This is a genomic window from Mycobacterium sp. (assembly GCF_050700595.1).
Lineage (GTDB): Bacteria > Actinomycetota > Actinomycetes > Mycobacteriales > Mycobacteriaceae > Mycobacterium.
In genome coordinates this window covers 1-14,065 of record NZ_JBOHHI010000035.1, presented here as the reverse complement: position 1 = coordinate 14,065, position 14,065 = coordinate 1, and the positions used below count along the sequence as shown (strand labels likewise).

The 14,065-nt window shown below is 66.3% G+C and carries 14 protein-coding genes, 1 tRNA gene and 2 pseudogenes; 11 read left to right on the top strand and 6 right to left on the bottom strand.

Features of this window, described 5'->3' with window-relative positions; translation table 11 throughout:
* Positions 1-151 precede the first annotated feature (151 nt).
* The 3 genes from ACRDTL_RS03260 to ACRDTL_RS03250 are packed head-to-tail and all read right to left on the bottom strand — an operon-like array spanning position 152 to position 3,145.
* The gene (locus tag ACRDTL_RS03260; protein ID WP_431505283.1) at positions 152-1,474 is read right to left on the bottom strand and encodes an ABC transporter substrate-binding protein; all 1,323 of its coding nucleotides are present in this window, start codon (positions 1,472-1,474) and stop codon (positions 152-154) included.
* Positions 1,471-2,286, bottom strand: coding sequence for a carbohydrate ABC transporter permease (locus tag ACRDTL_RS03255; protein WP_431505282.1), 816 nt, complete (start codon positions 2,284-2,286; stop codon positions 1,471-1,473). Before ACRDTL_RS03255 ends, ACRDTL_RS03260 begins: the two co-directional genes overlap by 4 nt.
* Positions 2,273-3,145 (bottom strand): carbohydrate ABC transporter permease, encoded by an 873-nt coding sequence (locus ACRDTL_RS03250; RefSeq protein ID WP_431505281.1) that lies wholly within the window; start codon positions 3,143-3,145, stop codon positions 2,273-2,275. The genes ACRDTL_RS03255 and ACRDTL_RS03250 overlap by 14 nt, the downstream gene beginning before the upstream one ends.
* Before the next feature lie 33 nt (positions 3,146-3,178).
* Here ACRDTL_RS03250 and ACRDTL_RS03245 point away from each other — a divergent pair, with 33 nt between their 5' ends.
* The 8 genes and pseudogenes from ACRDTL_RS03245 to ACRDTL_RS03210 all read left to right on the top strand — a co-directional run bounded on the left by ACRDTL_RS03245 (position 3,179) and on the right by ACRDTL_RS03210 (position 8,428).
* The gene (locus ACRDTL_RS03245; RefSeq protein ID WP_431505280.1) at positions 3,179-4,693 is read left to right on the top strand and encodes a TldD/PmbA family protein; all 1,515 of its coding nucleotides are present in this window, start codon (positions 3,179-3,181) and stop codon (positions 4,691-4,693) included.
* On the top strand, positions 4,690-6,051 hold the full coding sequence (locus tag ACRDTL_RS03240; protein WP_431505279.1) for a metallopeptidase TldD-related protein: 1,362 nt from the start codon (positions 4,690-4,692) through the stop codon (positions 6,049-6,051). The genes ACRDTL_RS03245 and ACRDTL_RS03240 overlap by 4 nt, the downstream gene beginning before the upstream one ends.
* A gap of 25 nt (positions 6,052-6,076) precedes the next feature.
* A pseudogene (locus ACRDTL_RS03235) lies at positions 6,077-6,317 on the top strand (type II toxin-antitoxin system VapB family antitoxin).
* Positions 6,317-6,548, top strand: a pseudogene (locus tag ACRDTL_RS03230) (type II toxin-antitoxin system VapC family toxin). Before ACRDTL_RS03235 ends, ACRDTL_RS03230 begins: the two co-directional pseudogenes overlap by 1 nt.
* Complete coding sequence (locus tag ACRDTL_RS03225) at positions 6,541-7,404, top strand: carboxymuconolactone decarboxylase family protein (RefSeq protein ID WP_431505278.1); 864 nt, start codon at positions 6,541-6,543, stop codon at positions 7,402-7,404. The pseudogene ACRDTL_RS03230 and the gene ACRDTL_RS03225 overlap by 8 nt, the downstream one beginning before the upstream one ends.
* 38 nt (positions 7,405-7,442) lie before the next feature.
* Positions 7,443-7,516 (top strand) — tRNA-Ile (locus ACRDTL_RS03220).
* Between the two features lie 226 nt (positions 7,517-7,742).
* Entirely contained in the window at positions 7,743-8,021 is a 279-nt protein-coding gene (locus tag ACRDTL_RS03215) for a type II toxin-antitoxin system Phd/YefM family antitoxin (RefSeq protein ID WP_431505277.1), read from the top strand.
* Positions 8,018-8,428 carry a type II toxin-antitoxin system VapC family toxin gene (locus tag ACRDTL_RS03210; protein WP_431505276.1) on the top strand — a complete coding sequence of 137 codons (411 nt, stop codon included), beginning with the start codon at positions 8,018-8,020 and terminating at the stop codon, positions 8,426-8,428. Before ACRDTL_RS03215 ends, ACRDTL_RS03210 begins: the two co-directional genes overlap by 4 nt.
* A gap of 36 nt (positions 8,429-8,464) precedes the next feature.
* Here the strand turns inward: ACRDTL_RS03210 and ACRDTL_RS03205 are convergent, their stop codons facing one another.
* Together ACRDTL_RS03205 and ACRDTL_RS03200 are read right to left on the bottom strand one after the other, a co-directional pair.
* Positions 8,465-9,172 carry a Type 1 glutamine amidotransferase-like domain-containing protein gene (locus ACRDTL_RS03205; RefSeq protein ID WP_431505275.1) on the bottom strand — a complete coding sequence of 236 codons (708 nt, stop codon included), beginning with the start codon at positions 9,170-9,172 and terminating at the stop codon, positions 8,465-8,467.
* Between the two features lie 30 nt (positions 9,173-9,202).
* Positions 9,203-9,631, bottom strand: coding sequence for a MerR family DNA-binding protein (locus ACRDTL_RS03200; protein WP_431505274.1), 429 nt, complete (start codon positions 9,629-9,631; stop codon positions 9,203-9,205).
* A 645-nt stretch (positions 9,632-10,276) separates the two neighbouring features.
* Between ACRDTL_RS03200 and ACRDTL_RS03195 the strand changes: the two genes are divergently transcribed.
* The 3 genes from ACRDTL_RS03195 (at position 10,277) to ACRDTL_RS03185 (ending at position 13,477) form a co-directional block, all read left to right on the top strand.
* On the top strand, positions 10,277-10,549 hold the full coding sequence (locus ACRDTL_RS03195) for a DUF1490 family protein (protein WP_431505273.1): 273 nt from the start codon (positions 10,277-10,279) through the stop codon (positions 10,547-10,549).
* Positions 10,550-10,620: 71 nt separating this feature from the next.
* Complete coding sequence (locus ACRDTL_RS03190) at positions 10,621-12,963, top strand: heavy metal translocating P-type ATPase (protein WP_431505284.1); 2,343 nt, start codon at positions 10,621-10,623, stop codon at positions 12,961-12,963.
* The gene (locus ACRDTL_RS03185; RefSeq protein ID WP_431505272.1) at positions 12,953-13,477 is read left to right on the top strand and encodes a DUF5134 domain-containing protein; all 525 of its coding nucleotides are present in this window, start codon (positions 12,953-12,955) and stop codon (positions 13,475-13,477) included. The genes ACRDTL_RS03190 and ACRDTL_RS03185 overlap by 11 nt, the downstream gene beginning before the upstream one ends.
* 14 nt (positions 13,478-13,491) lie before the next feature.
* Here the strand turns inward: ACRDTL_RS03185 and ACRDTL_RS03180 are convergent.
* The coding region (locus ACRDTL_RS03180) for a thiolase C-terminal domain-containing protein (RefSeq protein ID WP_431505271.1) at positions 13,492-14,065 on the bottom strand (574 nt) is incomplete at its 5' end.

Here is a 14,065-nt window from a genome sequence, read left to right as displayed (position 1 = left end):
TGATAGGCCGACCGTGCGGTGGCTTCATCGAGTGTGCGATGAGGGTTTTCAGTGTGTAATCAGGGTGGCTCCGAAGCGAAAATCCCGCCGCACATTCACGCTCGATGCCAAGGATTCACACTCGACGGCGTGGATGCACAGTCGACGCCTGCTACCGGCGAGCCGCGGCGTTGGCCGCTGCCTGAGCCCTGCGCAGGGTCGTCGCGACATCGCCACGCCCGAGGAACATCTCGTCGAAATACGGTTTGATTGCGTGATAACCGGCGGCAAAACCGGCGCCGCCGGGTGCCTGGATACGTGGCCCGTTCAGCACCGCGAAAAACGGTGTCACGTCGACACCCTTGCTGCCCCAGTAGTCTAAGTACACCCGCTGCGCCGACCGCACCGCCGGGATGGCACTGCCGCGCCGGCCCAAGTATTCGTTGCCCTGTCTGCTACCCATCCAGGCCAGCACCTCGCGCACGGCGTCGGGGTGTGTGGATGCCGAATTACCCGCAGCCGCAATTCCATTGGTGACGCTGACTCGGCCCTTCGGACCAGTGGGCAGCATCGCGACACCCCACCGGAAGCGGGCCTGCTGAGCCACCGCGGCCAGGTTGTACGTGCCGGACTGAAAAATCGCGATCTTGCCGGCCAGGAACTGGTTGCGGGAAAAATCACCGTTGTCGTTAGTGTCCGACGCCGGCGGCGCGACGTGGTCGTCGTTGATCAGTGCAACCAGGTAGCTGAACGCTGCGCGGGCGCCGGGATTGTCGAAGGCGAACCGGTCGCTGTCCTGAAACACGCCACCGGCCGACCCGATGTAGTTCAGGTAGATGCCCTGCGCGTCGTTGGCGGCGTTGTACCCCCACTGCCGGACTCGCCGAGGGTCAAAACCCGGTGTGCCCGCGACGTGTCCATCGGCGTCGACGGTGAGTCGGGCCAGCAGCGGCCGTAGGGTGTCGCCGCTGTCGGGATTCCACCGCAGCGTGGTCAACCGGGCAGAGTCGATGCCCGCCGCGGCGAGCAGGTCGGCGTTGTAGTACACCGCGATCCCGGCGTCGGTCAGTTGTGGCACACCCCACAACATCCCGTCGCGGGTGAACTGCTCGACCACCGACGGTTCCCAGGCCGATGCGGGCCCCTCGACGTGCATGAGCCGTCCGCTGTCGGCATACCCGGCGAGGTAGGCGTTGGACAGCCAGAAGATGTCGTCGGCGCTGTCGCCGGCCACGTCGGTGCGCAGCGTGTCGAAATAGGTGGAATAGGCCACCACATCGGTGTGTACCTCGATGTCGGGATGGGCACGGGTGAACGCCGCGAACGACTGCCGGTATGCCGCAGCGACCTGCTCGTCCCACAGTCGCACGGTCACCACGGTCTTGGTGCCGCGCGGGGCCGCCGACATGTCCAGCAGCGCCGCCGTCGCAGCGAGCAGCGCGGCGATCGCCACCAGCGCCGTAGCGACCAGCGTGGAAAATCTGGGCCGCGTCACTTGAGCCCCGTCACCACGATCGATCGCACAATGTGGCGCTGGAACACCACGAACAGCACGATCAGCGGCACAATCGCCACCGTCGCCGCGGCCATCACCAGCGTCCACTGGGCGTTATAACGGGACTGCAGTGCGGCCGTGGCTACCGTCAGCACCCGCCACTTGGCTCCGCTGGTGATCACCAGCGGCCACATGAAGTTGTTCCATTGCGACACCACGGTGATCAACATGAGCGTGACCAGCACCGGACGGCTCGACGGCACCACCACGTGCACGATCACGTCGAGCGTGTTGGCGCCGTCGAGGTGGGCGGCGTTGACCAGGTCGTCGGGAATCGCGCGGAAGTACTCGCGCAGCAAGAAGATTGCGTACGGAGAACCGAAGACGAACGGCAACACCAGCGCCCAGAACGTGTTCCGCAGACCGGCTTGGGCCATCATCAAATACAGCGGCACGACCGTCACGGTGGCCGGTACCATCAACGTCGCGATGTACACCCAGAACAGCGCATCACGGCCGGGAAACCGCAGCCGGGCGAACGCGTAGGCGGCCAGCACCGAAAAGGTCAGCTGGCCAAGCAGAATCACTGCCGTCATCACCGCGGTTACCGCCAGTGCCCGACCGAAACCGGCGCCACCCAAATCGGCGTAGTTGGCCAGCGTGGGCGGTCGCGGCCATGACAGCGGTGTACCCGTCGCGAACTGGCGCGCGGGCGTTAACGACGTCAGCAAGCCAAACAGAAACGGCGTCAACGTGATCACCGCGCCGAGTCCCAGGCCGGCATAAACCGAGGCGGCGCTACGTGAGCTCATAGCTGATCCGCCGCCGAAAGTACAGATGCTGGACGACGGTGATGCCGACCAGGATGACGAACAACACCACTGACATCACCGCGGCCCGGCCGATCGCCGCCGACCCGAACGCCTCGACATAGATCCGGTGCGCAACCAAATCCGTGCTGCCGCCCGGCCCGCCGCCGGTCAACGCATACACCGTGTCGAAAACCTGTGCGGCGCTGATGACCCCGGTCACCAGCACGAAAAACGTCGTCGGTCGCAGCATCGGCAGCGTGATGCGCCAAAAGCGCTGCCAGCCGGTCGCGCCGTCGGTACGGGCCGCGGCGTGGATCTCGGCCGGAATCGCCAGAATGCCGGCCACGAAGAACAGCGCGACATAGCCGACGTTGGTCCACACAATCACTGCCGACACCACCGGCAGGGCCAGTCCGGGATCGGTGAGCCATTCGATGCGATGCCCCAACACCGTGCTGACCGCGCCGTCGCTCGGCGCCAGGATCCAGCGCCACAGCACCGCGATCGCCAGCGGCGCGCAGATCCACGGCAGCACATACAACGTGCGGAACGCCCCACTGCCCGGCAACTCGCGCGCCAGCAACGCCGCCGCGGCCAGCCCGAGCACGGTTTGCGCCGGCACCACGACCGCCACAAACAGCAGCGTCACCAACAGCGAGTTGCCAAACGTCGCATCGGTCAGCACCGAGCGCCAATTGTCGCCTCCGACATACTCGATCGGGCCCAGCAGATCCCAGCGGTGCAGGCTGAGCCACACCACGACGAAAATCGGCAGCAACAAAAACGTGACTACCCCGAACAGGCTGGGTGCGAGCAGCGCATAGCCGAGCGCGGTCGAGCGGGAGACGGCGCGGGCCATGGGGGTATTAAAGCCGCTCGTTACGGTGAAGCGGTGACACCGGACCGCGGGATTGACGCCGACTTCCTGCAGCTGCCGTGCCACGAGCTGGCCGACGCGGCGCTGTCGGCGGCCACCGCGGCCGGGGCCGGCCACGCCGACCTGCGAGTTCACCGCATTACCAGCGAGATCATCCGGCTGCGCGACGGCGGGTTGGAAACCGCGGTCGTGGGCCGGGAGGTCGGCTTGGCGGTGCGGGTCGTTGTCGACGGCACCTGGGGGTTCGCGTCGCACGCCGAGCTCACCGCACCCGTGGCCGCCGACACCGCGCGGCGGGCCGTCGAGGTGGCCACCGCGTTGGCCGCGCTGAACGCCGAACGCATCGAGCTGGCGCCCGAGCCCGTCTACACCGACGCCACTTGGGTGTCGGGCTATCAACTCGACCCGTTCACCGTGCCCGCCGCCGACAAGATCGCCGTGCTGGCCGACTACTCTGGCCGGTTGCTGGCCGCCGATGGGATCGATCACGTCTCGGCGGGACTGAATGCGGTCAAGGAGCAGAGCTTCTACGCCGACACCTTCGGATCGACGATCACCCAGCAGCGGGTGCGGCTGATGCCGGGCCTGGAGGCGGTGAGTGTCGGGACTGATGGCTTCGACACGATGCGAACCCTGGCCCCGCCCACCGCGCGCGGCTGGGAGGTGCTGGCCGGCGACGACGTGTGGAACTGGAGCGCCGAGCTGGCCGAGTTGCCGGCGCTGCTGGCCGAGAAGGTCAAGGCGCCCAGCGTGACGCCCGGACCAACGGACCTGGTGATCGACCCGACCAACCTGTGGCTGACCATTCACGAATCCATCGGGCACGCATGCGAATACGATCGTGCCATCGGCTACGAGGCCGCCTACGCCGGCACCTCGTTCGCCACACCCGACAAGCTCGGCAGGCTGCGTTACGGCTCACCGGTGATGAACGTGACCGCCGACCGCACCGTCGAATTCGGTTTGGCCAGCATCGGTTACGACGACGAGGGGGTGGCCGCGCAAAGCTGGGATCTGGTGCGCGACGGGATCTTCGTCGGCTACCAGCTGGACCGGGTATTCGCACCGCGGCTCGGGCAGCCCCGCTCCAACGGCTGCTCGTATGCCGACTCGCCGCACCACGTGCCGATCCAGCGGATGGCCAACGTGTCGCTGCAGCCCGGCCCGGAAGATGATCTTTCCACCGCCGATCTGATCGGCCGTGTCGACGACGGGATCTACATCGTCGGTGACAAGTCGTGGTCAATCGACATGCAGCGGTACAACTTTCAGTTCACCGGACAACGGTTCTTCCGCATCCGCGACGGCCGGGTGGACGGTCAGCTGCGTGATGTCGCTTACCAGGCCACCACCACCGATTTCTGGAATGCGATGGAAGCCGTTGGCGGACCGTCTACCTGGCGGCTGGGTGGGGCGTTCAACTGCGGCAAGGCCCAGCCGGGGCAGGTCGCTGCCGTCAGCCACGGCTGCCCATCGGCGGTGTTCCGCGGCGTCAACGTGCTCAACACCCGCACCGAGGCCGGCCGATGATCCCGGCAACACAGGTCGTCGACATCGCGCTGGAGGCGGCCCGGGCCGACGAGACCATCGTGCTGGTCACCGATCGGGCCGAAGCGTCGCTGCGCTGGGCCGGCAATTCGATGACCACCAACGGGGTATCGACGAGCCGCAGCACCACCGTGATTTCCATTGCGCGCGAAGGTGCTAACGCTCGCATCGGTTCGCTGCGCTCCGCCGAGGTCGACCCGTCGCTGATCGCCGGGCTGGTCGCGGCATCGGCGGAGGCGGCCAGTGCGGCGCCGCAGGCCCGCGATGCCGCACCGCTGCTGTCCGGCACTGGCGGACGCGGAGACTGGGACACGCCGGTGCCCGGCACCGGGGCCGAGGTGTTCGCCGGCGTCGCGGGCACATTGAGCCGCGGGTTCCGCGGCGCCGACCAGTTGTACGGTTTCGCGCACCACGTCGTGGAGACGACGTTCGTGGCGTCGTCGACGGGACTACGGCGACGCTACACCCAGCCCACCGGTTCGGTGGAGATCAACGCCAAACGCGGCGGGGCCAGTGCCTGGGCGGGCGTCGGCACACCCGACTTCGCCGATTTACCAACAGATCTGCTGCTGCAGCAGCTGTCGACACGGCTGGATTGGGCGGCGCGGACCGTCGAGCTGCCCGCGGGTCGCTACGAGACGATCATGTCGCCGTCGACGGTGGCCGACATGATGATTTATCTGGGCTGGACGATGAGCGGCCGCGGCGCACAGGAGGGCCGCACCGCGCTGTCGGCGCCCCGCGGCGGAACCCGGGTGGGGGAGCGGCTCACCGATCTGCCGCTGACTTTGTACTCCGATCCTTTCGCGACCGGCCTGCACTGTCGGCCGTTCGTCGCGGCGAGCGCCTCGTCGGAGACGGTGTCGGTGTTCGACAACGGGATGGACATCGGGCGAGTGGACTGGGTGCGCGACGGCGTGATCAATTCCCTGGCCTATCCGCGGGCCACCGCCGCCGAGTTCGACGCGCCGGTCGCGGTGGCCGCCGACAACCTGCTGATGACCGGTGAAATTGTGAGTTTGGACGAGATGATCGCCGCGACCGAGCGTGGGTTGCTGCTGACCACGTTGTGGTACATCCGCGAGGTCGATCCCACCACGCTGCTGTTGACCGGGCTGACCCGCGACGGCGTCTACCTGGTCGAAGACGGTCAGGTGACGGCCGCGGTCAACAACTTCCGATTCAACGAGAGCCCGCTGGATCTGCTGCGGCGGGCCACCCAGGCCGGGATCAGCGAGGCGACGCTGCCACGGGAATGGGGCGACTGGGCCACCCGGGCGGCGATGCCGCCGCTGCGGATTCCGGACTTTCACATGTCCTCGGTGAGCCAGGCGCAATAGGCTCCGGGCAGCGTGTTTCTAGAATATAGCTGTTCCGGAAGCCGACCAGCTTGCGAGAGAACTGGCGGCTCGGACCGGAGAAAGTTTGACGAAAGCGGTGGTGATCGATGCGCGAGCGTTTAGCCCGGGAAACCGGACGTACCCGGGCCATTCCGCTGCACGAGCAACTGGTCACGATCCGCCGCCGCTGCGCAGCCTTACCGGTAGTCGACGACCGATCCGCAGACGAAATTCTCGGTTATGACCAGCGCGGACTACCAGCCTGATGGTGATAGACGCATCCCCTCTGGTCGCAATGGTCAGCGATGAGCCGGAGGCGGAACGACTCGAGGCCGCTATCGAAGCCGACCACGTCCGCCTGATGTCGGTGGCATCGCGCAGGCCTGAACTACGGCGACTGCTTTTCCTACGCCCTGGCCAAGATCAGCAGTCAGCCTCTTCTTTTCAAAGGTGACGACTTCGCGCACACCGACATCCGCCTGCTCCACGATGCCTGAGGCGCGCAATAATTCTCCGGTGGACGTTCACGACGAGTTGACCCGGTTGGTGGCGCTGTCAGGCGGTCGGGTAGCGGCCCTGGCACGGCGCGTCTGCGCTCAGACGCTTGGTCTGCCGGCGCTGCCGGCCGAGGTTGGGGTGGACGGGCCGGAGTCGGATGCCGAGGCGGTGGTTGCCGAATTCGCCGAGCAGTTCAGCATCGACGTGTCGATGATCGGCGATGGACAGCGGTCGGGGCTGTGGTCACAGTTGGGGGACAATACCTTTGGCACGGTGGTGCAGACGTATATCGCCGATTTCGTCCCGCGGGTGCGGGCTGGGCTGGAAGCCCTCGGAGTCGGCCAGGAGTATCTGGACTGGGTTTCCGGGCCGATTTCCTGGGATCACGTCACGGATCCGTCCGACGCGGTGTTCAACGGCTTTCTGCCCGCAGTGGCGCGGCTGCGCGCACTGGACGCGCTGACGTCGGAGGTGGTCCGGCTGCGCGGCGCCGCCCAGCACAACTGCCGGCTGTGTAAGTCGCTGCGCGAGACGACGGCGCTCGATGCGGGCGGGTCGGAACCGCTGTACGAGGACATCGAACACTTCGAGTCCTCCGGGTTGCTCACCGACCGCCAGAAGGCAGCACTGCGGTATGTCGACGCGCTGATCTGGTCGCCGGCGCATATCGACCGCGGCGTGGCCGCCGCGGTGCGTGCGCACTTCTCCGAGCATGAGGCGGTCGAGCTGACCTTCGACGTGATGCGCAATGCCAGCAACAAGGTCGCGGTCGCTTTGGGCGGTGATGCCCCGCGGGTCGAGCAGGGCACCGAGCAGTACCTGCTGGACGCCGACGGTCAGACGGTGTTCAGCTGACGGCACCGGGACCATGGCAACATGGTGCCGACGCGCCGGGGGCGGTAGCTCAGTTGGTTAGAGCCGCGGACTCATAATCCGTTGGTCGCGGGTTCGAGTCCCGCCCGCCCCACGTCAGAGCATGTATGACCTCGGTTGATGGTTGACATTTCGTCTTCGGGTGATGCCTGACAGTGTTTCGGCTGATGCTTTACAGCGGTTTCGGTTGATGCTTTACAGCGGTTTCGGTTGATGCTTGGCACTCCTTGCTTCGCCGGGGACGTGTTGCCAGCGATCGTGCCCTGTCTGAACCCACCCCATGCGGCCGTTGTAGCACAACCTGTGCTACAACAAGGGCTATGGAGTCAATCGGAGTCCGAGAACTACGACAGCACGCGTCGCGATACCTGGCCCGGGTTGAAGCTGGCGAGGAACTCGGCGTCACCAACAACGGACGACTCGTGGCCCGACTCGTCCCTGTACAGGCTGCAGAGCGTTCTCGCGCCGCCCTGATTGAATCAGGCGCTCTGCTTCCGGCTCGTCGTCCACGGAACCTTCTCGAGGTCATGGCCGCGCCGGCGCGAGGCCGCAAACGCAACCTGTCCGATGTTCTGGACGAGATGCGCGACGAGCAGTGATCTACCTGGACACCTCGGCTCTGACTAAGCTGCTCATCGCCGAGCCCGAGACGCCCGAACTGCAGACATGGCTCACCGCGCAAAACGGCCAGGGCGAGTACGCGGCGACGAGCGCGATCGGCCGGGTCGAATTGATGAGAGCCGTTGCCCGATATGGGGAACCAGGCCAAGCTGAGCGGGCGCGTTACCTACTCGACGGGCTCGATATCCTCCCGCTCACCGAACCCGGGATCGCTCTAGCGGAAACCATCGGCCCGGCCACCCTGCGCTCTCTCGACGCGATCCACCTCGCGGCCGCCGCCCAGATCAAGCGGGAACTGACAGCGTTCGTCACATACGACCACCGCTTGTTGCACGGCTGCCGCGACGTCGGCCTCACGTCCGCATCACCTGGCATCGTCCGCTGACGGTACGGAGAATGGGCTAAACGGCGGCCGAACCAGTCAATTGTCCTCTTCGGCGCACAACAGTGAGTGCGTGACGCGAGTGCCCTCGAAACGGAATTCGTGCGCGGGACGTCGCAGCGGCTCGACGGTGGTATCCGCGTGCACGATGACTCCGCCACCGGCGGGGATTCCGAGCCCGGTGGCAGCTCCCTCCAGCAAATGAATGGTGTGCGACAGCCGCGCCCATTCGGCTTGCTCGTCGTGCGTGTCGATGACCACGGGGACGAGCTTGAACACGTCGAGCAGCTCGGTCGCGGGGGATTGCGGTGTCTCGACGATTCCATAGCTTCCGAGCTGGACCGCGCCGGCAGAAACGCCCACCAGCAGCGCCCCTTGGGCGTAGCGGTCAAGGATCACATCCTTCATGCCGGTTTTCTCGAACGTGTTCCAGCCGAGACGCACATCGCCGCCCGCGAGCACGATCAACTGGGCACGCTCCAGGAAGGCGCGGTCGTCTGGGCCGAACGACGAATCGATCATGCGACGGTCGGTGATCCCAATCGCATCCAGGGCCGCCTCGAAGATCCCGTAGAACTCCGGACGATCCCCATTGGAGGCACCGATGTAGGCCCCGGCCAGTGGGGTGTCCCGAGCCAATCCATCGAGGGCTGGCTCAAGGAGCAGTCGGTCCTGCCGCTTCCAGAACAGCAGCTGACTGTCCGCCAGCAGATAGAGCGGTTGGAGTTGTGGCGTCGTCTCAGTCACCCCCGATCAGCGTCGGACATGCTGCGATGATCAGCGATGCTGCGACTCCTCTGCGCCATTGCGCGATTCAATGATGCGGCAGACGGTGGCGGTCCGTCCGCGGCGTTGATCGCTGCGGGCGGTCTGTAGCGCAGTGGCCAGCGCGGTGCGCAGGGCACGTAGGTCGGCGATGGCGCGGTCGATGTCGCGAATGTGCTTGTCGAGCAGCGCGGTGACCTGCTCACAGGGCGCCATGCCGTGGCGATGCAGATCGAGGATGTCTTTGATCTCCGCCAGGGTTAAGCCGAGGGTCCGGGCCCGCACAATAAACCGCAGGATCGCAATGTCGTCGTCGCTGAACAGCCGATAGCCGGCCTGGGTGCGGGTAGCCGGCGACAGCAGCCCCTTGGCTTCCCAGATCCGGATGGCCTTGGCCGTGACGCCGACGGCTTTTGCGGCGTCACCGACGGTGTGCGTCACGAGCTCTGGTTCACGGACGGCGTCCACCATTGATTACCTTCCCAGCTGCAGAGTTCAAGCGTAGCCGTGCGAGTCCCGGAATCAGCCGCCACAGTTCAGGCCGACAATGCAGCCACGGAGACTCACGGGCACTTCACCTCCGGTGGAGCATCCTGCGGGAGCGGCTGAAGGTTGGGGTGCCGGCGTCAGGCTGGACGAAGGGGTCGTCATCGTTGTCGTGCCGCGTGGCAGCGGACCGCCGCCACCGCCGAATCCGACCGCTACGACGAGTAAGGCCGCACCACCGGACAGCGCGATTGCCTTCTTGGATAATTGAGATTTCATCGGACTCCTCCTTGTCTGTCTTGAGGTGATGTCCTGTTATCGGCTCGACGTCGACCGCAGGGGTTGCGAGACCCAATTACGTTGTGGCTCAACCCATGTTTGGCCCCTACGCGTGAATATGGCGGAGGCGACGCCGCCCATGACTCCTACGGTAGAGATTGCCGCTAGGGCAAGGTCAAGACCTCGCGCCGTAGGTGTGTGGCCTAACGCTTGACCTTGCCCTCGGGGCAACCCTTACCTTGGGCTTGCCGTCAGCTGACGCGATGCGCGAGCCCCGCGCCGCCGAGAGCGTGAACGAACGGAGCGAAGGGAGCTTTCGAGATGGTCTGGCATGGATTCGTGGCGAAGGCGGTGCCCAGGGTGGCGACCCATGTGGTGGCTTTTGCAGCCTATGAGGCACTACACCGGGCGGTAGCGAAGGCTCCGTGGCGGGAGGCGACGGTTAACGCGATCGCCTGTGGTGTGCGCGGTGTCCGCAAGGCCGAAGTGCATGCCGAGCGGGCTCGACTGACGGCGGCCGACATGTTCGCCGAGGCGATAGAGCGCGTCGGCGACGAAGTTCCACCGTCGGCGGTGCCCGACTCCACAGACTAGGACCACTGATGCTGACCATGGATGCTGACCGGGATGCCGGCCTGACCGTTGCATCCGATGCAGCAGGACGGATGCGTATAGACGTCACCGGGTTTCGTATCGACGGGGTCCGGGCCGTCGCGATCGAGGACGCGGTCGGCAACCTGACCGGTGTGCGCGCCGTGCATGTCTATCCGCGGGCGGCATCCGTTGTGATCCGGTATTCGCCCGCGCTCTGCGACACCGCTGCGGTCTTGTCGGCGATCGCCGATGCGCAGGATGTTCCGGCGGCATCGGTGCCCGCGTGTGCAGCGCGCTCGGCCGATTTCGGCAACGGCATGGCGGGGAAAGTCATCGGCGGGATAGCGCGAACGCTGTTGGGCCGGCGCCGTGACGGGCTGGACCGTCCACCGGAGATCGAGAGGCTGCTCGAGGCGCTGGATCGCGTCGGCTGTCACCTCGAGCCGGTCACCACGAGCCAGCCGTCGCTGCGCGAGGAAGCCAGCCGCGGGATTCGTTCCTGGTTGCGGCGGGTGTGGCTGGCCTGGCCGTTGGGACTGCTGGTGTTCGGCGCCACAACGTTTTTCGGCGCTTACCCGTGGGCGCGATGGTTGGCCTTCGCCGCGACGGTGCCGGTGCAATTCGTGGCCGGGTGGCCGTTTCTCCTGGGGGCAGCGCAGCGAGCCCGGGAGAAGACCGCGAACATGGACACGCTGATCGCCCTGGGCACCTTGACCGCGTTCGGCTACTCCACCTATCAGCTGTTTGCCGGCGGACCGCTGTACTTCGACACCGCGGCGTTGATCATCGCGGCCGTTGTGCTGGGCCGTTATTTCGAGGCCAGAGCCCACGGCAAGACGCGGGAGGCGATCAGCAAGCTGCTGGAGATGGGTGCCAAGGAAGCCCGGCTTCTCGTCGACGGCGAGGAACATCTCGTGCCGGTCGACCGGGTGCAAGTCGGAGACCTGGTGCGGGTACGGCCCGGCGAGAAGATACCGGTCGACGGTGAGGTCACCGACGGGCGCGCCGCCGTCGATGAGTCGATGCTGACCGGCGAGTCCGTCCCGGTCGAGAAAACGGTGGGAGACCATGTTGCCGGGGCAACAGTGAACACCGACGGGCTGCTGACCGTGCGCGCCACCGCCGTCGGCGCGGACACCGCGCTGGCGCAGATTGTGCGCCTGGTTGAGCAAGCACAGGGCGGTAAGGCCCCGGTGCAGCGGATGGCGGACCGGGTCTCGGCAGTGTTTGTGCCGGCCGTCCTTGGGGTTGCCGTCATTACATTCGCCGGGTGGGCGCTGCTCGCCGCCAACCCCGTCGCCGGCATGACCGCCGCAGTCGCGGTGCTGATCGTCGCGTGCCCGTGTGCGCTGGGCCTGGCCACCCCCACTGCGATCATGGTCGGCACCGGCCGGGGCGCGGACATGGGGATCCTGGTCAAGGGCGGCGAGGTGCTGGAAGCCTCGAAGAAGATCGACACCGTGGTGTTCGACAAGACCGGCACCCTCACACACGCCCAGATGCGGCTCACCGACGTGGTTGCCGGCAAACGGCGGCAACCCGATCTGGTGCTCCGGATCGCCGCCGCGGTCGAATCGGGCTCCGAGCACCCCATCGGCGCGGCGATCGTCGCGGGTGCGCGCGAGCGGGGATTGGAGATTCCGGCCGCCACGGCGTTCGCCAACCTGGCTGGACGCGGAGTGCGCGCCGAGGTCGACGGTCGGCCTGTATTCGTCGGGCGGAGCAAGCTTGTCGACGAGCACGATTTGCTTTTGCCCGACCACCTCGCCACGGCGGCCGTAGAGCTGGAAGAGCGGGGCCGTACCGCGGTGTTCGTCGGCCGGGACGGCCAGGTTGTCGGTGTGCTGGCGGTCGCTGACACGATCAAGGACGACGCTGTCGACGTGGTCAGTCAGCTGCACGCCCTGGGTCTGGAGGTCGCACTGATCACCGGTGACAACGCTCCCACGGCTGCCGCGATCGCGAAGCAGGTCGGCATCGAGCGGGTGCTGGCCGAGGTGTTGCCGCAGGACAAGGTGACCGAGGTTCGCCGGCTGCAGGACGAGGGCCGGGTGGTCGCGATGGTCGGCGATGGCGTCAACGACGCTCCGGCCCTGGTGCAGGCCGATCTGGGCATTGCGATCGGCACGGGTACCGACGTGGCCATCGAGGCCTCCGATATCACGCTGATGTCCGGCCGCCTCGACGGTGTCGTGCATGCGATCGAGCTGTCGCGGCGCACCCTGCGCACGATCCATCAGAACCTTGGCTGGGCGTTCGGCTACAACACCGCCGCGATCCCACTTGCCGCGTTGGGCTTGCTGAACCCGGTCATCGGAGGCGCGGCCATGGGGTTCTCCTCGGTCAGCGTGGTGACTAACTCGTTGCGGCTACGCCGCTTCGGCCGCGACCGGCCGGCAGCGCATGATCCATGACCTATTGCTCCGTTGGATTGTCACCGGACTGTTCGTGCTGAGCGCCGCCGAATCGGGTCTGGCGATCATCACCGAACGCCGACCGTGGACGTTGATCCTCAGCCGCGGGTTGCATTTCATAATGGCGGTTGCGATGGCGCTGATGGCCTGGCCGTGGAGCATGCAGTTTCCGACGAGGGGGCCTGCGGTGTTTTTCCTATTGGCGGCATTGGTGTTCGTGGCGATGGCCGTCTTTGCGGCCCGAACGACCGCCCTGCGAGGTGTGCACGGGTATCACGGCCTGATGATGCTGGCGACGGCCTGGATGTATGCCATCATGGACGGTCATCTGCTCGCCGTCCGATCGAGCACCGGGTCGCCCATCTGGTTCAGCGCAGTGAACTGGTTCGGTACCGTGGGCTTTGCCGTCGCAACGGTTTGCTGGACATACCGGCGGTCGCCCGGTGACCTGAGTCAGGCGATGATGGCTGCCGGTATGAGTATCTTTTTCCTGGCCACGCTATTTCGCATCTGAGCTGAGCGGCGCGCCTACGCCGCTGACTTTTCCAGAATGTGTACGCCGCAGGCGGATCCGAGGCCGATGACGTGGGCCAGGCCGACCTTCGCGTTCTCGATCTGGCGGTCACCGGCCTCGCCGCGGAGATGATGACAGACCTCCCAGATATTGGCGATGCCGGTGGCGGCGATGGGGTGGCCCTTGGACTCCAGGCCGCCCGATACGTTGACCGGTGTCGAGCCGTCCCGCCACGGCGCGCCGGAGTTGAAAAACTCTGCGGCGCCGCCCTCTTCGCACAGCATCAGGTTGTCGTAGTGCACCAGCTCGGCGGTGGCAAAGCAGTCGTGCAGCTCGACCAGGTCGAGGTCGTCCGGACCGACGCCGGCCTGCGCATAGGCGGTCGCGGCGGCATTGCGGGTCAGCGTGTTGACGTTCGGCAAGACCTGGCAGCCCTCTTCGTAGGGGTCGGTGGTCAGCACTGACGCCGATACCTTCACGGCGCGCCGACGCTGCTCAAGCGATAGCGATGGGAGCGTTGCGCCGTTGCACACGACCGCAGCCGCAGCACCGTCACAGTTGGCCGAGCACATCGGGCGAGTGTTGGGG

Coding starts and splice junctions, on each gene's coding strand:
- ACRDTL_RS03255 (WP_431505282.1), bottom strand. CDS start 2,286: ATGAGCTCACGTAGCGCCGCCTCGGTTTATGCCGGCCTGGGACTCGGC.
- ACRDTL_RS03250 (WP_431505281.1), bottom strand. CDS start 3,145: ATGGCCCGCGCCGTCTCCCGCTCGACCGCGCTCGGCTATGCGCTGCTC.
- ACRDTL_RS03240 (WP_431505279.1), top strand. CDS start 4,690: ATGATCCCGGCAACACAGGTCGTCGACATCGCGCTGGAGGCGGCCCGG.
- ACRDTL_RS03225 (WP_431505278.1), top strand. CDS start 6,541: ATGCCTGAGGCGCGCAATAATTCTCCGGTGGACGTTCACGACGAGTTG.
- ACRDTL_RS03215 (WP_431505277.1), top strand. CDS start 7,743: ATGGAGTCAATCGGAGTCCGAGAACTACGACAGCACGCGTCGCGATAC.
- ACRDTL_RS03195 (WP_431505273.1), top strand. CDS start 10,277: ATGGTCTGGCATGGATTCGTGGCGAAGGCGGTGCCCAGGGTGGCGACC.
- ACRDTL_RS03190 (WP_431505284.1), top strand. CDS start 10,621: ATGCGTATAGACGTCACCGGGTTTCGTATCGACGGGGTCCGGGCCGTC.
- ACRDTL_RS03185 (WP_431505272.1), top strand. CDS start 12,953: ATGATCCATGACCTATTGCTCCGTTGGATTGTCACCGGACTGTTCGTG.